This window comes from candidate division WOR-3 bacterium (genome assembly GCA_039801905.1).
Classification (GTDB): domain Bacteria; phylum Hydrothermota; class Tepidihabitantia; order Tepidihabitantales; family JBDRVQ01; genus JBDRVQ01.
This window is the reverse complement of sequence record JBDRVQ010000013.1, coordinates 24829-46094: the sequence shown is the minus strand read 5'-3', so window position 1 is coordinate 46094 and position 21266 is coordinate 24829. Positions and strand designations below refer to the sequence as shown.

At 45.3% G+C, this 21266-nt stretch carries 22 protein-coding genes; 18 read left to right on the top strand and 4 right to left on the bottom strand.

The window, feature by feature from the left end:
- On the top strand, window positions 1–730 hold a 730-nt coding region (locus tag ABIL00_03880), incomplete at its 5' end, for a hypothetical protein (protein ID MEO0109900.1).
- Between the two features lie 5 nt (window positions 731–735).
- Here ABIL00_03880 and ABIL00_03875 read toward each other — a convergent pair.
- Both ABIL00_03875 and ABIL00_03870 read right to left on the bottom strand, forming a co-directional pair.
- A complete protein-coding gene (locus ABIL00_03875; protein ID MEO0109899.1) occupies window positions 736–1161 on the bottom strand; it encodes a nucleoside recognition domain-containing protein in 426 nt (141 codons plus the stop codon).
- A complete protein-coding gene (locus ABIL00_03870; protein MEO0109898.1) occupies window positions 1158–1571 on the bottom strand; it encodes a nucleoside recognition protein in 414 nt (137 codons plus the stop codon). Before ABIL00_03870 ends, ABIL00_03875 begins: the two co-directional genes overlap by 4 nt.
- 83 nt (window positions 1572–1654) lie before the next feature.
- Between ABIL00_03870 and ABIL00_03865 the strand changes: the two genes are divergently transcribed.
- The 17 genes from ABIL00_03865 to mutL all read left to right on the top strand — a co-directional run bounded on the left by ABIL00_03865 (window position 1655) and on the right by mutL (window position 18552).
- On the top strand, window positions 1655–3277 hold the full coding sequence (locus tag ABIL00_03865) for a CTP synthase (GenBank protein MEO0109897.1): 1623 nt from the start codon (window positions 1655–1657) through the stop codon (window positions 3275–3277).
- Window positions 3274–3966: a lysophospholipid acyltransferase family protein gene (locus ABIL00_03860; GenBank protein MEO0109896.1), complete on the top strand. Its 693-nt coding sequence runs from the start codon at window positions 3274–3276 to the stop codon at window positions 3964–3966. Before ABIL00_03865 ends, ABIL00_03860 begins: the two co-directional genes overlap by 4 nt.
- Window positions 3966–4478: an LPS export ABC transporter periplasmic protein LptC gene (gene lptC, locus ABIL00_03855; protein MEO0109895.1), complete on the top strand. Its 513-nt coding sequence runs from the start codon at window positions 3966–3968 to the stop codon at window positions 4476–4478. The genes ABIL00_03860 and lptC overlap by 1 nt, the downstream gene beginning before the upstream one ends.
- Window positions 4465–5358, top strand: coding sequence for a hypothetical protein (locus ABIL00_03850; protein ID MEO0109894.1), 894 nt, complete (start codon window positions 4465–4467; stop codon window positions 5356–5358). The genes lptC and ABIL00_03850 overlap by 14 nt, the downstream gene beginning before the upstream one ends.
- Window positions 5355–6089, top strand: a complete 735-nt coding sequence (gene lptB / locus ABIL00_03845; protein MEO0109893.1) for an LPS export ABC transporter ATP-binding protein — start codon at window positions 5355–5357, stop codon at window positions 6087–6089. The genes ABIL00_03850 and lptB overlap by 4 nt, the downstream gene beginning before the upstream one ends.
- A complete protein-coding gene (gene rpoN / locus ABIL00_03840; protein MEO0109892.1) occupies window positions 6086–7462 on the top strand; it encodes an RNA polymerase factor sigma-54 in 1377 nt (458 codons plus the stop codon). Before lptB ends, rpoN begins: the two co-directional genes overlap by 4 nt.
- A 6-nt stretch (window positions 7463–7468) precedes the next feature.
- Window positions 7469–9337, top strand: a complete 1869-nt coding sequence (gene selB / locus ABIL00_03835) for a selenocysteine-specific translation elongation factor (protein ID MEO0109891.1) — start codon at window positions 7469–7471, stop codon at window positions 9335–9337.
- Window positions 9334–9603, top strand: a complete 270-nt coding sequence (locus ABIL00_03830) for an acylphosphatase (protein MEO0109890.1) — start codon at window positions 9334–9336, stop codon at window positions 9601–9603. Before selB ends, ABIL00_03830 begins: the two co-directional genes overlap by 4 nt.
- Before the next feature lie 111 nt (window positions 9604–9714).
- Window positions 9715–11277: a T9SS type A sorting domain-containing protein gene (locus ABIL00_03825; protein MEO0109889.1), complete on the top strand. Its 1563-nt coding sequence runs from the start codon at window positions 9715–9717 to the stop codon at window positions 11275–11277.
- Between the two features lie 189 nt (window positions 11278–11466).
- Window positions 11467–12600, top strand: coding sequence for an ADP-forming succinate--CoA ligase subunit beta (gene sucC, locus ABIL00_03820; protein MEO0109888.1), 1134 nt, complete (start codon window positions 11467–11469; stop codon window positions 12598–12600).
- Between the two features lies 1 nt (window position 12601).
- Complete coding sequence (gene sucD, locus ABIL00_03815) at window positions 12602–13480, top strand: succinate--CoA ligase subunit alpha (protein ID MEO0109887.1); 879 nt, start codon at window positions 12602–12604, stop codon at window positions 13478–13480.
- A 1-nt stretch (window position 13481) separates the two neighbouring features.
- Entirely contained in the window at window positions 13482–13730 is a 249-nt protein-coding gene (locus tag ABIL00_03810) for a 4Fe-4S binding protein (protein ID MEO0109886.1), read from the top strand.
- Window positions 13723–14841, top strand: coding sequence for a 2-oxoacid:acceptor oxidoreductase subunit alpha (locus ABIL00_03805; protein MEO0109885.1), 1119 nt, complete (start codon window positions 13723–13725; stop codon window positions 14839–14841). Before ABIL00_03810 ends, ABIL00_03805 begins: the two co-directional genes overlap by 8 nt.
- On the top strand, window positions 14838–15677 hold the full coding sequence (locus tag ABIL00_03800; GenBank protein ID MEO0109884.1) for a 2-oxoacid:ferredoxin oxidoreductase subunit beta: 840 nt from the start codon (window positions 14838–14840) through the stop codon (window positions 15675–15677). The genes ABIL00_03805 and ABIL00_03800 overlap by 4 nt, the downstream gene beginning before the upstream one ends.
- Entirely contained in the window at window positions 15661–16212 is a 552-nt protein-coding gene (locus tag ABIL00_03795; GenBank protein ID MEO0109883.1) for a 2-oxoacid:acceptor oxidoreductase family protein, read from the top strand. The genes ABIL00_03800 and ABIL00_03795 overlap by 17 nt, the downstream gene beginning before the upstream one ends.
- Window positions 16205–16963, top strand: coding sequence for an MBL fold metallo-hydrolase (locus tag ABIL00_03790; GenBank protein ID MEO0109882.1), 759 nt, complete (start codon window positions 16205–16207; stop codon window positions 16961–16963). The genes ABIL00_03795 and ABIL00_03790 overlap by 8 nt, the downstream gene beginning before the upstream one ends.
- Window positions 16960–18552, top strand: a complete 1593-nt coding sequence (gene mutL, locus ABIL00_03785; protein ID MEO0109881.1) for a DNA mismatch repair endonuclease MutL — start codon at window positions 16960–16962, stop codon at window positions 18550–18552. The genes ABIL00_03790 and mutL overlap by 4 nt, the downstream gene beginning before the upstream one ends.
- 7 nt (window positions 18553–18559) lie before the next feature.
- Here mutL and ABIL00_03780 read toward each other — a convergent pair whose 3' ends face one another.
- Both ABIL00_03780 and ABIL00_03775 read right to left on the bottom strand, forming a co-directional pair.
- Window positions 18560–19252: a YggS family pyridoxal phosphate-dependent enzyme gene (locus tag ABIL00_03780; protein MEO0109880.1), complete on the bottom strand. Its 693-nt coding sequence runs from the start codon at window positions 19250–19252 to the stop codon at window positions 18560–18562.
- Window positions 19253–19316: 64 nt separating this feature from the next.
- Window positions 19317–21101 carry a PQQ-binding-like beta-propeller repeat protein gene (locus ABIL00_03775; GenBank protein ID MEO0109879.1) on the bottom strand — a complete coding sequence of 595 codons (1785 nt, stop codon included), beginning with the start codon at window positions 21099–21101 and terminating at the stop codon, window positions 19317–19319.
- Window positions 21102–21266: the final 165 nt, after the last annotated feature.

The window sequence follows — 21266 nt, the reverse complement described above, 5'->3', positions numbered from 1 at the left end:
GACAATGAAAATTTCTATTTATAGATATGAGAAGAAAGAAGAAGGGGATTTTGTAACTATTAGAGGAGAGAAAAGAGAGGAAAAATCTATTGAAGAAACAGAATTGAATAAAGAGATAGAAGCCTTATCTTCTACACCCTTTGATTATGCTTCAATCTTTATTGAAGAAGAGTTAGATATTAGTAAAATAGAAGATATAGAAAAGGGAACAAAGTTAGGGGAAATAGCGATCGGGAAGATAAAGGGGAAAGATATATTTATCTTCTCGGGTAAGGATGAAGGTCTTTTAGAATACATAGAGAGGAGATGCTACGAGTTGATTGAAATCGGATTGTGTGCCGCTAAATTTGATAAAGTGATTAAAGATTATAAAGAAATTTTTGCCGAAGGGAGCGAAAAGAGTTTAAGGAAACTTATGGATAAGAATCGGTTCTATCTCCCACTTCTGAAAGAATTGGAGAGAAGATTGGCGGTGATAAAAGAAGAGATGGTAAATCGGGAAGGTAATATCTCGGGCTTATTCCATCACCTTTTGCGGGAAGTGAAGGAAGAGAATATCATAACTCTTTCTACTTGGATAGATATATCTTCTAACTGTCTTGCCCAAAGATTACAGATGAAGACCAATAAACTTCTTTTCTGGTTAACAGTTGTTGCCACCATTTTCGCTTTCTTCACTCTTTTACCTTCCTTAATTAAAATTTTTCAAACTCTCGGGATATTAAAATAGACCCTTTATTTTAACCCACTCCGGGCGATAAGAAAGGTGATGAGTGAGGCGAAGATTATTCTGGGGATAGTTAAAAAGAAGATGTTTGCCCCTAAGGCGAGAAATATTCCGGTATCTTCAAAGATGGCATGGCAAATCGCCAAAAAGACCGAAACCAATAAAACTTGCTTTTTCTCTATCTTCTCTTTATTGATTAGGTCGGCAATCACCCCGGCACCATAAATTATACCAAAGAAAATACCAGCCAAAAGGGGTGCGGTCGCCTTCTCAGAAAACCCTAAGAACTTAAAAGAACCCGCGATTTTCTTATAGCCCTTGGTGAGAAAGCCGGTCCTTTCTATCAGTTCTAAGAAGAGGAAGATCAAAAAGAGGATAACGAATATCTTCACATTAAGATTGATTAGTCCTTTTAGGTAAGAGAGAAAGGTCATAGCCGGGAGACTAAATAACCAATTATTATGGCAGTAAAAATTCTTAAAAATAAGAGGAAGAGGAAGCGGGTTTTTAGTTTGATAAAGACCGCGGTCTCAAAAATTTGGCTATGGGAGGTTAATAAGATTAATGCCAGGGTGTTCGTCTGTTTCGGAGAGAGATTTAATAGGGGAATGGTGCCAATCCCGGCATAGAGGTTGATAAAATTACCCAAGATTAAGGTTAAGGCAGTTTCCCCGGGGAGATGAAAAAATGCCATCACCGGGGAGAGAAAATGAGCAAAGATTTTTAAGAGCGGGGTAGCAGAAAGGAAGAACATAATGGTATAGACCGGAATGACAATTTTTGCCAATTCAAGAAAAGAAGATATGGTCCTTTTTAGGACCGAAAGGAAAAATTTGGCAAGCATTGTCTTTGATAATAAGGAAAAGAAAAGAAAAGGCAAGGGGTCTCTTTCCCTTGCATTGCTCTCTTAATTTGGTATAATAACTTATGAAACGGGCGAAATTCATCTTTGTCACTGGTGGGGTTGTTTCCTCCTTGGGCAAAGGAATCGTCACCGCCTCTATCGGTCTCCTCTTGAAGTCCCAGGGTCTTAAAGTTAATCTCCTGAAACTTGACCCCTATATCAATGTTGATCCCGGAACGATGAGTCCCTTTCAACACGGCGAAGTTTTTGTTACCGAAGATGGTGCGGAGACCGACTTAGACCTTGGTCATTACGAACGCTTCTTAGACGAAAACTTAACCCGAGAGAACAATCTCACCGCCGGACAAGTTTACCTTTCCGTGATTGAAAAGGAAAGGGCGGGTACCTTTTTGGGTGGGACAATCCAAGTGGTGCCTCACATCACCGGCGAAATTAAAGAGAGGATTAGACTCTTAGCAAATGGGGATGTGGACTGCGTCATTGTTGAGATTGGAGGGACGGTTGGGGATATTGAAGGCTTACCTTTCTTAGAGGCCGCCCGCCAGTTAGCCTTAGAAGAGGGTAAAGATTCTACCCTCTTTATCCATCTCACCTTCGTCCCTTTCTTACGTTCGGTGGAAGAGTTTAAGACGAAGCCCACCCAGCATTCCGTTAAAGAACTGCGGGAGATAGGGATCCAACCTGATATCATTGTCTACCGGACGGAAAAACCATTACAAACCGAACTGAAGAAGAAGATCGCCCTTTTTTGTAATGTTGCCAAGGAGGCGGTAATTGAAGCGGTTGATACTGATAATATCTACCGCCTCCCCCTAATCTTTCACGGAGAAAAGTTAGATTGGTTAATCTTTCAGTATTTGGGATTACCCACCTCTTCTGGAGGGGATTTGAACTTATTGAAAAGATGGGAGGAGTTTGTGCGGAGGCTAGATAACCCAAAGGAAGAGGTGGAGATTGGTTTTTGCGGTAAGTATCTCAATGTTAAGGATGCCTATAAGAGTGTGATTGAAGCCTTAAATCACGCCACCGCCCAAACCGGTATCCGTGCCAAAATCCGCTGGGTAGATTCCGAAGATTTAGAAGAAGAAGCGTTAGAATTACTTTCCGGCGTGGATGGTATTTTAGTGCCCGGAGGTTTTGGACAAAGGGGGATGATGGGGAAGATTAAGGCGATCACCTATGCCCGAGAGAAAGAGATTCCCTATTTGGGGCTCTGTGTCGGTTTGCAGTGCGCGGTGATTGAATTTGCCCGCAATGTCTGCGGATTGAAAGAAGCCAATTCTACCGAATTTGACCCCCAAACCCCTTATCCTGTCATTTACCAGATGGCAGAGCATGCCACAGTTAAGGGAATGGGAGGGACATTACGGCGCGGTGCTTATCCCTGTGTCTTAAAAGAGAATTCTCTCGCCCAGAAGGTCTATGCCGCCTCTTTGATTTACGAACGCCACCGCCATCGCTACGAGGTAAATAAAGATTTTTTACCTCTGGCGGAGAAGCACGGCCTTTTCGCCTCTGGTCTCTCCCCGGATGGGAGATTGGTGGAGGTGATTGAGTTGAAGTCCTCACCTTTCTTCATCGCTACCCAGTTCCATCCCGAATTTAAGTCAAGGCCACTAAGACCCCATCCCCTCTTCGTTGCCTTTTTAGAAGCCGCCCGGGCTTACCGAGAAAGGAAAAGATGACAAACGTCCTTCCCTTCCGCCTCCTCCTCCTCTCTTATCTCCTCATCCAGAAAGAGGTCCGGCAAGAGATCAGAAAGAATTTCTCCTCCCTTTTGGGAAGGGATGACCCTCACTTCTGGTTGAAAAATGCTTGGCGGTTGGGAGAGAATTTTGCCCGGATGTGGCAAAGGAATTGGCGACTTGACAGAATCCACCTTCTTGGTGATAATATAAAAAAGGGAGAAGGTATGATATTTTTAACCCTCCATTTTGGTGTTTGGGAAATCCTACCCAAAATCTTTTCTTCTTTGGGCTATCGGGTGGCGATTGCCGTCTCCAAACAGAGAAATCCTTTCTTTGATAAGATCCTAAAAAGGTGGCGCCAAGGAGGAGGGGTGAAGATGGTTTATCGGATTTCGGAGATGATTGACCTCTTAAAGAGAGGCTTCCTCTTAGGCTTTGCCGGCGATAATACCCACCAGGCAAAAATAATCTCCCTGCCGGGATTTTGGGAGGGTTTTGGCATCATTAAAACGCCTTTTGTCTTAAAGGAGAGGACTAAGGCGAAGCTTTATTCTCTTTTTGCCCGAGAGAGTAAAAGGGAGATTATCATCCATCTCCGAATGGTAAATTCTCCTTCCGAGTTTGCTCAAGTCGCCCGAGAGTATATTAGAACCTATCCCGAAGAATGGATCTTCTGGGGGAAGTGATGAGAAGATTTTCCCTTTTGCTCCCTATCCTTTTCCTCTTCTGCCAAAAATCTTCTGCCCCCAAAGAAGAGAAAACACCACCGAGCCAGATCACCTTCTCCTTAGAAATGGAAGAATCAATTTCCGGGGAGAGGCTCTATCGGATTTATGCGGAAAAGTCTCTCCTCTACGAAGAGAAAGGGGAGATTGCGGTGATAGAACCAAGGGTCTATTTTTTCACTGATGGTCGGGTCACCTCTCGGCTCACCGCCCGCGAGGGTCGGGTTTGGCTTAAAAGTTCCAACCTCCTCGCCAAAGGTGAGGTGGTGGTGGCGACGGAAGATTCCACCTATCTCTTTACTGACTCTTTAATCTGGAATAATTCTGAGCAGAGGATTGAGACCGATGCCCGAGTTAAAATTAAAAATCGGTCAAGCGTTCTTGAAGGTGAAGGCTTAATTGCTGACGCCAATCTCTCTCAGATTACCATTAAGAGTCCAATTGAAGGGAAATCGGACTATGAATTTAAATAGAAGAAAATTACCCCTTCTTTGCCTCTTCTTCTCCCTTTTATCTGGGGCGGAGATTAAAGCGGGAAAGATGGCAATCATCCAGGGTAAAGAAGGGAGGGTTACCCATTTCTCAGAAGGGGTTACCATTCGGGATGGAAAGACAGTAATCTCTGCCCAAACTGGGTTCTATCACCCGCACCAAAACCTTTTCCTGCTCTTAGATTCGGTTACGATAAAAAGCGAAGAGGGGGAATTGAGGGGTGAATCTATCTTTTATTCTCTTAATACCAAAATGGCGGAGGTGAAAAAGAATGTCCGGTTGGATTTCCCCTCCTTGAAAATTTTAACCGAACACCTCTATTGGGATGGCGAAAAGCGTGAGGCGAAAAGTGGCGAGGTCTTTTTAATCCTAAAAGAGAAAGAAGTGGAGATTAAGGGATACGATGCGGTTTACCACTCACCTTCAAAAAAGGGTTCCAGCAAAAGGCCCATCCTCTTCCTAAAAGGGAAGGAGACAACTGAGGTGGTTGCCCAAGAACTCATCTACGATGGGGAAAGGGAGAAGGTAATTTTCACTCCCGATGTGGCGGTGCGGCAAAAAAATAGCACCTTCTTCACTGACACCCTTATCTATTTTGTGACGGGCGATTCGGGTATCGCCTTAGGTCACTCTCATTTAATCGGCGAAAATGAGGAGGTCCGGGGGAAGGAGTTTCGCTTCTTTGTGGAAGGAGGTGCCTTGAAACTGGTTAAAGCCTTTGGGGAAGTTTCTTTGGTTTACGAGACAAAAGGCGAAAGGGTAGAAATTGGGGGGGAAACTTTTTCCGCCCAAATTGCCAACGGCGAAATTTCTGAGATGACAATAGAAAATATCGCCTACGGTCGGGTGGTGATGAAATGAAAAAGGAAAATTCTGGCCTTTATGCCTTAAACATCTCAAAAGCCTACGGAGCAAAATATGTGGTAAGTAATGTGACAATTGAGGTGCAGAGGGGAGAGGTGGTGGGACTTTTAGGACCGAACGGTGCGGGAAAAACGACAACCTTTCAAATGATTATCGGCTTCTTGCGACCAAAAGGGGGAAAAATCATTTTGGATGGCAGAGATATCACCAATTTACCGGTTTATCAGAGGGCGCGTCTTGGTATCGGTTATCTCCCCCAGGAGGCTTCCATCTTTCGCAAATTGACCGTGGTAGAAAATATCCGTGCCGTTTTGGAATTGACCGAGAACTCCCACCAGGGAAAAGAAGAAACCTTATCCGAAATTTTAGATAAGTTGGGAATTAGCCACTTAAAGGACCGCCGGGGGGAGACCCTCTCCGGAGGGGAGAGGCGCCGGGCGGAATTGGCGCGGGCACTGGCGCTCAAACCCAGTTTCCTTTTATTAGACGAACCTTTCACCGGCATTGACCCAATCGCCCGGGAGGAGATTCAGAATATCATTAGAAATTTAGCTAAGGAGAACTTGGGAATTTTAGTGACCGACCATAATGTCCGGGAGACCTTAGAGATAACTGACCGGGCCTATCTCATCTACGATTCCCGGATTTTATTCGCGGGGAGTGCTCACGAATTAATCGCCAACGAATCGGCACGCAAGTTTTATCTCGGTGCCCGTTTTCGGATATGAAGCAGGAACTAAGCCTCCAACAGAAATTAATCCTTACCCCCCAGTTGCTACTTAATCTTAAACTACTCGCCCTCCCCGTGATGGAGTTGGAGCAGGTTTTAAGAGAGGAGATTGAGAAAAATCCCTGCCTGGAAGAGGTGACAGAGGGTGAGATGGTTCCCGAAGAGGAGACGGTGGAGAGGGAAGAGGGCAGGGATGAGGAGTTTGACTACGCTGACCTCTTACCCCAGGAGGGCTATTCTCTCCCTACGGAGAAGGAAGAGGCTTCCGAATTTTCTCTCCCGGCACCGGAAAATCCGTTGGAGGCAATCGCCACCCTCGTCCGCGCCAAACTACCAAAAGAAGATTATCCCTATGCTGAGTATATCCTCCATACCTTGGACGAAGACGGCTTTTTGACGATGAGTAAAGAAGAGTTTTGCCAATCTCTCGGTATTACGGAGGAGAAATTGGAGAAGATTTTGGAGGTGATTAAATCGATGGAGCCGGGAGGGATTGGTGCGGCTAATCGTCAGGAGGCTTTTCTCATCCAATTGCAAAAGAGAGGATTTTCCCCCACTTCCTTAGAATACGAGATTGTCAAAAACTTTTACGAGAGTTGGCTTAAGATGGACCATAAGAAAATCGCCAAGGAGACGAAGAGAGATTTGGCCGAGGTGAATAAGGCGTTAGAAAACCTAAAAATTTTAGAGCCGAGACCCCTCCGCCAATACTATTCTTCTCCCCTTACCTATATTGAACCGGACTTTGAGGTGAAGATGGAAGGAGAAAAGATAAGTGTTTTCTTCCGAGAGGAATATCTCCCCAATCTCCGCATCGCCCCCCACTACCGGGAAATTTTGAATAACCCAAGGGCTCATACCAAGGAAGAGGTTGATTTTGCGAAGGAGAAGGTCCGTCATGCCTTAAACCTGATTAGGGCAATTGAGGAGCGAAGAGTCCTTCTCTATAAAGTTGTCAGTTATATCGTAGAGAGGCAGAGCCTTTTCTTTCGGACCGGCCAACTTTCTCCTCTAACAGTTCGGGATTGTGCCAAAGAATTAAACCTCCACCCCTCAATCATCTCCCGTGCCGTCACCCGGAAGTATCTCTCCACCCCAATGGGCATCTTCCCCCTTCGGCACTTCTTATCACCCGGGATGGGGGAAAAATCAAAAGCGGATGTGAAGATGCGGGTGAAGGAGTTAATTGAGAAGGAAGACCCATCTTCTCCCCTCACTGATGCCCAGATTGTCCGCAAACTACAAGAAGAAGGGGTGAAGTGCGCCCGAAGGACAGTGGTTAAATATCGGGAGGAGTTAAATATCCCTTCCTGTCGGAAAAGGAAAAGAGAGATTGGTAATAAGCCGAGGGGAGAAAAGAGCGCTGGATAGAGAGGGATGCATTGTGTAATTGGGACCGCCGGTCATATTGACCACGGCAAAACCGCTCTCATTAAGGCTCTCACGGGTTATGACCCCGACCGCTTAAAGGAAGAGAAAGAGAGGGGGATGACAACCGATTTGGGTTTTGCCTTCTACGGTGAAAATGCCACAATCATTGATGTTCCCGGGCACGAGAAATTTATCCGCCATATGATTGCGGGTGCCTCCACTATTGATTTAGTCCTTCTGGTTATTGCCGCCAACGAAGGGATAAGGCCCCAGACGATTGAACATCTGGAGATAATAAAGATTTTAGGGATCAAAAGAGGGTTGGTCGCTTTAACAAAAAGTGACACCGTAGAGGAAGAGATTCAAGAAATGGTAAAGGAAGAGATAAGAGATCTATTGAAAGGGACTGTTTTTCAAGATGCCCCCATCATTCCCACCTCCGTAGTTACAGGAGAAGGGATTTGGGAATTGAAAAGGACACTTGACCAAATGATTAAAGGGACCCCCGCGAAAGAGGACCGGGGGTATTTTCGGATGCCGATCGACCGGAGTTTTAAGATTAAAGGTTTTGGTCAAGTGGTGGCGGGGACAGTTCTTTCCGGCTCCTGCCACTTAGAAGAGACCTTGGAAGTGGTACCAAAAGGCTTCTCGGTTCGGGTGCGGAGGATTGAGATCCACAAAAAACCGGTGGAGAAGGCGGAACTTGGGGAACGGGCAGCTCTCAGCCTTTTGGTGGGTGAGAAAGAGGAGATATTAAGAGGAGATGTCTTAGTTGAACCATCCGCGCTAAATCCTACCCATTTTCTTAATGCCTTCCTCATTACGATAAAGGATAACCCTTTTCCGGTAAAAAACCGGATGGCGGTGAAACTCCATATCGGAACGAAGGAAGCCTTAGCCCGAGTTATTCTCTTAGATAAAGAAGAACTTTTACCCGGAGAAAGTGGTTATGCCCAAATCTTTACAGAAGAGTTAGTGGTGGCGGAGGTCGGTGACCGGTTTGTCATTCGGAGTTTTAGCCCCCCTTTAACCATTGGTGGCGGCAAGGTCTTAGAATTGACTGAGAGGAGAGGGAAAAGAAACGATCCTTCTCTCCTTAGACATCTCTTGCTCTTAAATTCCGAAGAGAAAAAAGTGCAGATAGCGGAGATGATACGCGGTCGCGGGCTTTATCCAATAAGTGAGAAGGAATTGGGAAGAAGAGTCGGTCTCTTTTTTTTATCCGAGAAATTGAACGAATTACAGAAGGAAGGGAAAATCCTCCAGGTGGAAGGTTACATCGCTACTGATTGCTACCGAGAGGCTAAGGAAAAGATGGAAAAGATTTTACACATCTTTCATCAGGAAAATCCTTTCCGGAAAGGGATGAGAATTGCTGAACTGAAAAGTCGGTTGGCAAAGGAGATGGCGGAAGAGGTTCTGGAGAAGGCATTAGCTGACTTAATCTCCGAAAATCGCATCTCCCAAGAGGAGGATTTTGTAAAAATCAGGGGTTTTGAGATTTCCTTATCCAAAGAGGAAAGGGAGCTGATGGCAAAAGTGATCAATTTCTTAAATAAAACTGGATTCTCTCCGCCAAGTCGGGAGGAATTAAAAAGAGAGTTTTGGCAAGAGAAGAGATTAGAGAAGGTGCTTGAGGTCTTAAAGGAGAAGGGGGAATTGGTGGAGGTGGAAAATTGCCTCTTCCCCAGAGAAACGATTGAAAGGGCAAAGGAGATTTTACTTAACCTCTTAAGGGAAAAAGGGGAAATTACCGTCTCGGAATATCGGGAGAAACTAAATACTACCCGCCGGTATGCGCTCCCCTTATTAAACTACTTTGATTCCCAAGGGGTGACCATACGGCGTGGGATCTTTCGGCAATTGAGAAAATGAGGGTCCATCTTTATATCTCCGGTATTGTCCAAGGTGTCTTCTTTCGTGACTTCACCCGGAGACAAGCCCAGGCATTGAAAATTAAGGGTTGGGTGAGAAACCTCTGGGATGGTCGAGTGGAGGCGGTGGGTGAGGGGGAGGAAGAAAAGATAAAGGAATGGCTCAAGAGATTAAGGGAAGGTCCACCAGGTGCGAAGGTTACCGGTTTAGAGATTGAATACGAAGAGCCAACGGGTGAATTTTCTGATTTCCGGATCATCTACTGATACTGAAAACTTTCCAGCGCTATAAAGTCTTCGGAAATTAGTTTCGCACTTTTGACTTTTCCCTTTTCTTCCTTATAATTGGCGGTAATGGATAAATTGAGTGGAGGTAAAGTGGATAAATTTCTTTTCTTCTTTTTTTTCTCTTTTAGTCTCTTATTCAGCCAAAGGATAATCCTCGGAGACGACTTTTCCACCTTTCCCGATTCTTGGAACTTGGGCGGAACTTCTAATGAATATTGGACAAAAAAGGAAAGTCGTTGGTATTCCCATTCCTTTTCTGTAAAGAGTACTCCTCATCTTCAATATCACAATAATGTCTCCGTGTGGATGGAGAGAAGGGTTAATTTTAGTGACTATGATATCGGGTGCGTAACCTTTTGGCTTTGGCAGGAGACTGAGGAGGGAGATTTTTTGGAGTTCCTCTATTCTACGGACAATGGTACCACTTGGACCATTGCTTGGGAAAGGGATGGTTCTTACCCTTTCTGGCAGTTCATATCAATCTCCGAGATACCCAATTCGGTTAACCGGATTCGTTTCCGTTTTAGTAGCGACAGCACCGGTGAGAGGGAAGGGGTTTATATTGACGATTTGGTTGCCTATGGGATAAGGCGCACCTTAAATGTCCTATTCTATGATGGGATGGACGATTTCCCTGCCAACTGGACCCTTTGGGGAAATTACCAATGGACGAGGGTAAATAATCGTTATAGTAGCGCGCCTTACAGCGCCAAATGTGCCCCAATTAATGGTTATGGTTATTATAATAACCAAAACAATGGGATTGACCGCTTCTTCAACCTTAGTAACTACGATTACGGACTCTTGCGTTTCTCCTTTTATCGCCACTTAGAGCAGGGCCGGGATTCAATTTATGTGAAATATCGCCTCCGAGATACCTGGCGCATTCTTATGACTCGCACCGGTCGCTATCAGCAATGGGCAGCCTACTCTTTTATCTTACCCCGGGAAGCGGATGGGATTCGCTTCCACTTCAAAAGTAACGATACGATAACCTATGACGGAGTATATCTTGACGATGTCATTCTTTACGGTATCTCCACCCCCCGGATTGATATCTGGACCGTGGCAATTACTCAACCCCCAGCTGCGGTTGATTCCGGGAGTGTTGTTTCGGTGCAGGCAGAAATCGGCAATAACTCGCCGGCGATTGCCGGCAGCCCGGTTTATTACCAAATTGGCAATTTTTACCGGGCGATGGTACTTGTTGACCCCATCTATCCTTATGCTACAAGCTTAGTCAATTTTCCCGAATGGGTGGTAAATTGTCCTCCGGGAACCTACCAGCGGAGATGCACTACCGCCTATTTTAATGACTTTGCTCCCGGAAATGATTGCCAAATCGGTTTGATTTCTGTCAATCCCTCCTCTGAGATAGAAGAAGGAATAGAAGAGGAAAAGAATAGGGAAATTAAAATCTTTCCCAATCCGGCAAAGAAAAATTCCGCTATCACCTGCCAACTGCCCGAAGAGGGGATATATACCTTAAAGGTTGTCAATATCTTAGGGAAAGTTCTCTATGACCAAACTCTCCTCAACGAACCATTTCGCCCCCAGAGATTACCTATGAAAAATCTCCCTTCCGGTGTTTATCTCTTATTATTAGAGAGGGAGGGTAAAAGGAGAGAGAAGAGATTTATTCTCCTTCCCTAATTTACTCAAAAGAAGAAAAAATAGGTAAAAGAATGGTGTATTAACACTAATTCATTTGAAATAAATTAAGTTATTGAAAATTAGGGACTTAAAAGAAATTGACCAATTCCTGTTTGGTGAGGAAAGGGTTTAGCGTCTCCCTTAGAAATCTATGTTGACTTTTAGCGGATTTTCCCTAAATTATTGGTTATGAAGTTATACGAGTTTCAGGCAAAAGAAATCTTCCGGAAAGAGAAGATTCCTTGTCCCAAGGGGAGGTTGGTCTCTTCTTTGGAAGAAGGGAAGAGTGCTGTTTCAGAGATTGGTTTTCCCTGTGTCTTGAAGGCACAAGTTTTAGTGGGCGGTAGAGGAAAAGCCGGTGGGATAAAAATTGTGGAGAAAGAGGAAGATTTTTCTACCGCCTTAGAAAGTATCTTTTCCTTACGAATTAAGGATCTACCCGTAGAGAAGGTCTTAATTTCGGAGAAGGTGGAAATTGAGCGGGAGTTGTATTTAAGCATCATCATAGACCGAAGGCTTGCCAAACCGATAATCCTCGCCTCTCCCTTTGGGGGGATGGATATTGAAGAGATTGCTAAAGAGAAACCGAAAAGCATCATAAAGGAGGTTATTGACCCCCTCTTAGGGCTTCTCCCTTATCAGTGCCGAAGAGTTGGTTTCCAACTCTTTTCGGAAGAAGAGGCCCTATTAAATAAATTTTCTTCTCTCCTTATGGCTTTGGCTAAGATCTTTTTCTCTTATGATGCCCAGCTAGTGGAGATTAACCCATTGGTGATTAGTAAAAATGGAGAATTTTTTGCCTTAGATGCCAAAATGATTTTGGACGATAACGCCTTTTTCCGCCATCCAGAATGGGCCGAATATAAATCTTTTGAGGAGGAGAGCGAGGCGGAGGCGAAGCAGGAAGGTCTTTCCTATGTGAAACTCTCCGGAGAGATCGGCTCAATCGTTAACGGTGCGGGTTTGGCAATGGCCACCTTGGATTTAATCAATCGCTACGGAGCGCAAGCAGCTAACTTTTTAGATATCGGTGGTTCTTCCTCACCGGAGAAGACAAAAAAGGCGTTAGAGATTATCACAAAGGATAAAAAGGTTCGCGTTATCCTCTTAAATATCTTTGGGGGAATTACCCGCTGTGATGATGTGGCGAAGGGGATTCTCTCTTTCTTAGAGGAAAAGAGAGTTAATTTACCGATTATTGTCCGGCTCGTCGGCACAAATTACGAAATTGCCCAATCACTCCTCAAAGATGCTCCTGTAATCTTTGTCCCAACAATGAAAGAGGCGGTAAAAAAGGCGAGTGAAATAGCTAAAAGTATGTGAGATGGGGATTTTAATTAGTAGAGAATCGAGAGTTTTGGTGCAAGGGATCACCGGTCGGGATGGCAGTTTCCATACCCGGGAGATGGTGAAATACGGAACGAAAGTGGTTGCGGGAGTAAGCCCCAAAAAGGGCGGCACCTTCTTAGACGGAATTCCTGTCTTTAATACCGTCTTTGAGGCGAAGAGAAAGGAGGGATGCGATACTTCAATCATTTTTGTTCCAGCTCCTTTTGCCCCGGACGCTATCTATGAGGCGATTGATGCCCAAATTTCTTTAATCGTTGTCATCACCGAAGGGATTCCGGTACAGGAGATGATGAAGATTAAGACTTACTTGGAAAAGAAAAAAACTCGCCTTTTAGGACCAAATTGTCCCGGCATAATCAATCCGGGAGAAGCAAAGGTTGGAATTATGCCCAGTACCTTCTTTAAGAAAGGCTTTTGCGGGATCGTCTCCCGTTCTGGCACTTTAACTTATGAGATTGCCTATCATATCTCCGAAGGTGGCTTTGGCTGTTCCAGTGTGGTGGGGATTGGTGGTGATATGGTGAAGGGGATGGATTTTGTTGACTGCCTAAAATTATTCGCCCAGGATGAAGAGACAAAGGCGATTGTGATTGTCGGCGAGATTGGGGGGGATGATGAGGAGATTGCGGCAAAATATGTGGCAAAGAAGATAAAAAAGCCGGTCTTCGGTTTTATCGCTGGGCAGACCGCACCTCCAGAAAAGAGGATGGGTCACGCCGGGGCAATCATTATGCAGGGGAAAGGGACCGCCCAGGAGAAGATCGCCGCCTTTCAACTGGCGGGGATTGAAGTCTTTTCTGAACCGTCAGAGATTAAAAACTTACTCACAGAGAGGTTTGGGAGTAAATCGTGAAGTGAAAAAGGTCTTACCCGAAGAAAAGAAAATTGAGACGAAGAAGGGGCATAAGATTTTTATCATTAAGGACTTTTGTAAGAGTTGTCGCATTTGCGTGAGATTCTGTCCTACCCAGACTTTGGGCTTGGGAGAAGATTTGAAGGTGGAGGTAATCAACCCCGATAAATGTATCGGTTGTCAATTATGCGAGATTTTGTGTCCGGACTTTGCTATCGCGGTGGAGAGGAAAAAGAGGGAAGATGGCTGAAAGGCAACTTCTTTCCGGTAACGAAGCCTGTGCCTTAGGGGCGTTGAAAGCCGGAGTAAGATTTTTTGCCGGCTATCCAATCACCCCTTCTACGGAGATTGCGGAATTTATGGCGCGGGAGTTGCCAAAAGTCGGTGGTTTTTTTCTCCAGATGGAAGATGAGATTGCCTCCATCAACGCGGTGATTGGTGCCCGCGCCGGTGGCTTGAAGGCGATGACCGCCACTTCCGGACCGGGCTTTTCTTTAATGCAAGAAGGGATTGGGTATGCTTGTATGGCTGAAGTTCCTTGTCTAATCGTGAATGTGCAAAGAGGGGGACCAGCCACCGGTTTACCAACAAAACCCGCTCAGGGTGATGTGATGCAGGCACGTTGGGGGACTCATGGCGACCACCCTTCCGTTGTCCTTTATCCGGATAGCGTCGCCGAATCTTTCTTCCTGACAGTTAAAGCGCTAAATCTTTCGGAATATCTCCGAATGCCGGTGATTCTCTTAATGGACGAGATTGTTGGTCATATGCGGGAAGTGGTGGAGATCTCAGAGGAGGTAGAGATCTATTCCCCAAAGAAAAAGAAGAAGCCGAAGGAGGAATATCTCCACTACGATGAAGATAACAATTACGATGCAGAATTTGCCCATTTCGGAGAAGGCTACAAAATACACATCTCGGGTCTTACTCATCGTCCGGACGGTTTTCCCACTAACAATCCGGAGATTATCGCCTGGAAGATGGAGAGGTTAAAGAGGAAGGTGGAAGATAATTTATCTTTATTCTGGGGTTGGGATATGGAATATCTTGATTTGGGTTCTGAGGTCTGTTTGGTTGCCTACGGAGCAGCCGCCCGAGCGGCGCGGGAGGCGAAGGTGATTTATGAGAAAGAGAGGAAAAAGCCAATCGGTTTTTTACGCTTCCGGGTTATATGGCCCTTTCCGGCGAAAAGGGTTTCCCTTCTTTTAAGAAGTGCCTTAAAGATTGTGGTAGTGGAGATGAATCAGGGGCAGTTAGGGGGAGAGGTGGAAAGGGCAGTGAATCCGGATATTCCAGTGATTTCGGTAAATCGGGTTGACGGTGAGATGATTACCCCAGAAGAGATTCTTGATGTTTTATGAAAGAAGCGGTCTTTAATTATTTAAGACTGGATGGACGTTTTCCTCATATCCTCTGCGCTGGTTGTGGGATTGGCACAATAATGAAGGCAATGGTTTACGCCTTTTCCGATTTAAACCTGCCGAATGAGAGGATCTGCGTTGTTTCCGGTATCGGTTGCTCCTCAAGGGTTCCTGGTTATTTGGACTGCGATACCTTTCATACCTTGCACGGGCGGGCCATTCCCTGCGCGATTGGGGTGAAGTTGGCTCAACCGGAGATGAAGGTGATTGTGATGGGTGGGGATGGTGATATCTTGGCGATCGGGCTTTCCCATTTTATCCACGCCGCCCGCCGCAACATTGATTTGACTTGTATCATCGTTAATAATTTTAACTACGGAATGACCGGGGGGCAGGTTTCTCCCACCACCCCCCAGGGAAGTTTAACCCTCACCACTCCTTATAAAAATCCGGAGAGGGAATTTAATATCTTAGAGATTAGTAAGGCAGCAGGAGCGGTATTTTTTGCTCGAAGCACCACTTATCATGCCCAACACTTAAAAGAGATGATAAAGAAGGCGATAGAGAAGAAGGGGTTTAGTGTGGTGGAGGTTATCTCCCAGTGTCCAACCTTTTTCGGCCGGGTGAACCGGATTGGGGATGGGGTTAAGATGTTAGAATACTTTAAGGAAAAGAGTGTGGAGGTAAAGACCTTACCCGTGGCTTCCCGAGGCGAGAAGGAAGAAAAATTTCCCGAAGGGAAAATTGTAATTGGCGTTCTTTACGAAACGAGTGCGGAGGAGTTTTTAGAAAGTTATCAGAAGAATGTGCAAGGGGAATATGAAGGTAGAGGTTAGATTAGCGGGAAGTGGGGGGCAGGGTTTAATTTTGGCCGGGATTATCTTAGCGGAGGGTTGTGGGGTCTACGAAAAAAAGTATGTAGTCCAAACGCAAAGTTACGGACCGGAGGCGAGAGGCGGTTCTTCCCGTTCCGATGTCATTATCAGTGACCGGGAGATTCTCTTTCCGAAGGCGCGGCGGGTCGATCTCTTAGCCTGCCTTTCCCAAGCGGCTTATTGTGATTATCTCTCTTCCTTAAAGGAAGAGGGGATTTTGCTTTTAGATGATTTTTACGTTCGGGAAAGTAATTCTCCTTCCGCCTTTTTTCTACCCTTTTCTCGGTTAGCGAGGGAAAAGTTAGGTCGGGAGCTTTTTGCCAATATTATCCTCTTGGGAACAATCGCTAAAATCTTAGAAAGAAGATATGGCTTTTGTCATCTTGATTCTCTAAAGAAGGCTTTGGCGAAAAGAGTACCGAAGGATTATTTAAGTGAAAATCTTTCCGCCTTAGAACTTGGTTATCACCTTCAAAAAGAATTAACTGATGGCTGACGCCATAATCTTTTTGGGTAGTGGGGGTGCCCGAATTGTTGTTTTTAAGCAGATTCGGGCATCAGGTGGAATTTGGTTTTCCTTGCAAGGAACCAACCTTTTGGTTGATCCCGGTCCGGGTTCTCTGGTAAGAATAATTTCTAGTAAACACAAATTAGACCCCACCCAATTGGATGGCATTCTCTTATCCCATAGCCATCTTGACCATTCCGGTGATGTGAATATTATGATTGAGGCGCTAACGACGGGTGGGACAAAAAAAAGAGGAGTTCTTTTTTGCCCTAGGGAGGCGATTGAAGGGGAAGACCCGGTAGTCTTTAAGTATCTCCGCTCTTATTTAGAAAAGATTGTTATTTTGCAGGAGAAAGGAGAATATGAAATTAAGGGAGTGAAGTTCTCCTGTCCGATAAGACACCGCCATCGCGGTGAGACTTACGGATTTAAGTTTGAAACCGAGCGGGCGAAGATCTCTTATATTGCGGATACGAAATATTTCCCAGAATTAATCCCGGCTTATCAGGCGGACATTTTAATTATGAATGTGGTGCGCGAAAAACCTTCCGAACTGGACCACCTTTCCCTAACGGACGCCAAAAATCTCATCTTGGGGATAAGACCGAAGGTCGCTTTTTTAACCCATTTCGGTATGACGATGATTAAAAATAAACCCTGGATCTTAGCTGAGGAACTGACAAAGGAGACGGGAATTGAGGTGATTGCCGCTTCGGATGGGATGAAGTATGAATTATGAAGATTAAACCCCTCCCCCCCGATACGATAAAAAAGATCGCCGCCGGGGAGGTAATTTTAAGGCCGGCTTCCGTTGTTAAAGAACTCATTGAGAATTCCCTTGATGCCCAGGCAAAAAGGGTTGAGGTTGAACTGCGCGCCGGCGGGAAAAATTTAATCAAGGTGATGGATGATGGGATTGGAATGTCAAGGGATGATTGTCTCCTTTGCCTCGCCCGCTACACCACTAGTAAGATTAGGGATATTTCCGACCTGAACGCTCTTAAAACCTTCGGCTTTCGGGGGGAAGCCTTAGCGGCAATCGCCGCGGTTGCTAAATTAAAGATTGAGACCAACGACCAAGTCAATTCCCTGGGCACACTTCTTTTTGCCGAAGGGGGCGAGATAAAAGAGGTGAAGGCGATAGCAAGAAAGGTGGGGACGACCATCTCGGTCTCCGAACTCTTCTTTAACCTACCGGTGCGGAAGGCTTTCTTAAAATCAGAAAACTACGAACTCCGTCTCATCGTTGAGGTAATTAAAAATTATGCCCTCGCCTTTCCCGAAGTCTTCTTCTCCTTAAAGAATGATGATAAGTTGCTCTTCACCTTACCCGCGGTGAACGGAGTGAAAGAGAGGTTAGTCTCCCTTTTAGATAAAAGGGTGTTGGATAGTCTAATGGAAATCCATTTTGAAAATCCCCTCCTCAATTTTTTTGGTTTTCTCTCCCACCCGGAGGCGGCAAAGGCGGCTTATGAGGTCCAGGTGGTCTATTTCAATCGGAGGCCGGTAAAGAGCCGAACTGTGAGTAAGGCGGTAATGGAAGGCTACGGTGGTAGTTTGAGGGGGATGAATCCCAATTATATCCTCTTTTTTACCACCGCGCCGGAAAACTTAGATTGCAATATCCATCCGACAAAATTGGAGGTGCGCTTTATTGATGAGAAATTCCTCTTTGATTTCATTGCCGAGGCGATTCGGAAGCGATTGGGTATTCAGAAACGAGAAGAGATAAGTTTTGACAGTTTCCTCTATCAGGGGGAGATCGGTCCCGAAGAGCGTCCTTTCACCTTCTGGCAGTTGCACAACTCCTATATCTTCGCCCAAGTGAAGGGCGGATATTGTGTTATTGACCAACATGCGGCATCGGAAAGGATAATCTATGAAGAAGTTCTAAAATCGGAAAAAGAAGAAGCCCGGCAGCCCCTCCTCTTCCCGATCATCTTAGAACTAGCGCCCGAACAGTTTCTCCTCTACGAGGAGATAAAGGATGAACTTTCTTTTTTGGGGATTGAGACGAAACCTTTTGGACCGAAGACGATTGTGGTGGAGGCAATTCCGGCTCACTCCAATTTTGGAGAAGGTGATTTGAAAGAACTTTTTTTAGAATTGGCAAAGATGGAGAAAGCCCTCTCCCAGCGCAAGGAGGAATTGGCAAAGGTTATCGCTTGTAAGGGAGCAATCAAAGCAGGACAAAGACTTTCTCAGGAGGAGATAGAGCGTCTAATCAATAAACTCTTTGCTTGCAACACCCCTTACTTCTGCCCCCACGGCCGACCAACAATTATCAGATTTGATATTAGGGATTTAGAGAGGAAATTCGGTCGGTAGAACTCTTTTAATCTCGTTTTCCGAAAATGGCAGTGCCGATCCTTATCATATTGGCACCTTCTTCAATTGCCACCTCGTAATCCGAAGACATCCCCATGGAGAGAATAGAAAATTGAGAAGGCGGTAGTTGGAACTTTTCTCTAATTTTCTCCCGCAATTCCCATAATTGGCGGAATGGTTTTCTTGACTTTTCCGGATCAACAACTGCCAAACCGGGACCTAAGGTCATAAGACCTAAGACCTTTATCTGTTTTAAGGGAAGGATCTTTTCCAGAAGGGAAAAAAGTTTATCGGGAGGGACGCCGAATTTTGTTGCCTCACCGGAGGTGTTAACTTCAATCAGAACCGGTACCACTTTATTTTTCTCCCGGGCGTGCTTATCAATCTCTAAGGCGAGATGGAGGGAGTCAACACTCTGAATCATTTGAAAAAATTGGAGTGCCTTTTTCACTTTGTTCGTTTGGAGATGACCAACCATATGCCAGGCTACCTCTTCGCCGATTATTTGATATTTACTAAATGCCTCTTGCACCCGATTTTCCCCGATAATTTTAATACCGGAGGCAATCGCCTCCCTTATCTTTTCTACTGAGATTCCCTTCGTAACCGCAACAATTGTAATCTCCTCCCTCCTCCCTTTTTTGGCACAAATCTCCCCGATTCGCTCCTTAAGGATTTTGATATTTTCCTTAATACTCAACTTTAAGAAAAAAGGTCCCAACCGGCTTGAACGGTCGGGACCTAAATAATTGGGTTTCTATTCTTTATATCTTACCACCACCCGCTCTACCCGTATTCTTCAGTCCCTGTCGGAACTTGGGCCAGGGGGAATTTGCCAGCGGTTTTTTACCATAGAGGGCATAAACCCTTTCTTCAAAAGCAACATAGATTGTGCCGTCGGGAGCAATCGTTGGGGAGGAATATATATCTTCCTGGAGTTTCTTAGAAAAACGAGAGCCGAGATTTTTGGTAAAGAGAGAAGTGCGGCCGAGATAGTTATAACCCACAAACCAACCTTCACTGGTGAGATAATAGACGATGCTGTCTTGAGCCACAGTCGGGGTGGAAGAAACTTCTTCGGGAATCACTAAGATGTGATCTTGGAGAGTACCATTGGGTCGGTAGAGTAAGATCCCCCGTTCGTGACCCAAAATAACTAAATTGGCGGAAGGCTCAAAAACTACGGAAGAATGAACCTCCGCGGTATCCGGGATCACCACCGGCCAACCGGTTAGGTCATTACCATTGCCATCAAAGGCAAAGACCTTACCCGAAGTAGAAGAGAGGAAGACATTGCCCTGGGCATCAAGGGTGGGTGAAGCATAGACCTCCCCACCGGTCATCTTCTCCCAAAGGAGTTGACCGGATGAATTTAACTTATAAATATAACCGGAATCGGTTAACTCCGCAAAATAGATATTTCCCTGAGCGTCAATCGCTGGGGAAGAGAAGATCGGTCCCCTGGCGGAAAAGGTCCATAAAGATTCCGCACTACTCCCATTATCCTTCACACAGTAGAGATTGCCGTTTTCATTGCCGATGATAATCTTCCCGTCTCCGGTTAAAGCCGGAGAGGTGAAGGGCATCCCCCGACTTCCGGTCGGCCATTGCCATTTCAAAGTGAGATTGGAAGTTAAGGCAAAGAGATAGCCTTCTTCGCTCGCGATATAAACTGTCCCATCGGTAGCGATCGCCGGGGAGGAATTAAACTCATCTCCGGCGATGGGTGAGGAGAATTCTGCCATCTTAGCACCAGTTTTGCCATTTAGTTTATAAACCTTCCCATCTTTACAACCGATGTAGATTACCGGAATGCCGCCTTCAATAACTAAGGCGGGGGAAGAGACAAACTCGTCTCCACCGATAAACGTCCAAAGGATTTCTCCGGGTGGATACCCGAAAAGAACGGTGAAGGTTTTGGGGTCGGAAGTGTCCGAGAGGGCAAACTTTATATCTTGGACCAGTGCCCTAATGGTAAAAATGCCGGTATCAGAATAGGCGTGACCTCTTTCTACGGAGGTGCCAGAGGCTACCCAAGAGGAGGTATCAACTTTTCCGTCACCCCAGAGGAAAAGGACCCGAACGCTGTCCCCATCGGGGTCAGTTGGGGTTACAGAAAAGTTATAGGTAGTATCCTTTAGGCCGGAATTCGGTCCGCTAACGGTTGGTTTATTCGGTTTATTATTAGTGACGACCGAAACAGTAAGCGGCGACGACCAACCAGAGAGATTCCCCTTTTTATCTTGGGCTTGAACTTTTACTTGGTAAGTGCCCGGAGTTGACCAAGAATGAAGTTTTTTCGCAGTATCACCACTTGGATAGTAATCGGTCGTTTCCAGTTTGTCTACCCAGTCAAAGAGGTAGCGAATTTCATCATTATTGGGATCGGTACTTTGTGCCTTAAATTCACCTTCCGCATTCAAACCCAAAGTTGTCGGTCCCGTAAGGTAGGGAACGGTCGGAGGTTTATTCTTTCCGCAATTAGGAAGAGAGAGGAGAATAAGTCCAAAAATTAATAAAATACCTATTCTTTTATTTTTACTAAACATTCCACCCTCCTCGTTCAAATTCGGGATTCATATTTTATATAACTATGTATTTTAAGATAAAATCTTCTATTTGTCAAATACTCGGTTTCCATCAAACTTCATTCAAAACCATCGGGAATACGGGCTTTAGATGTTCTCTGGATGGGAATAGGGGGAGGCTTCTTT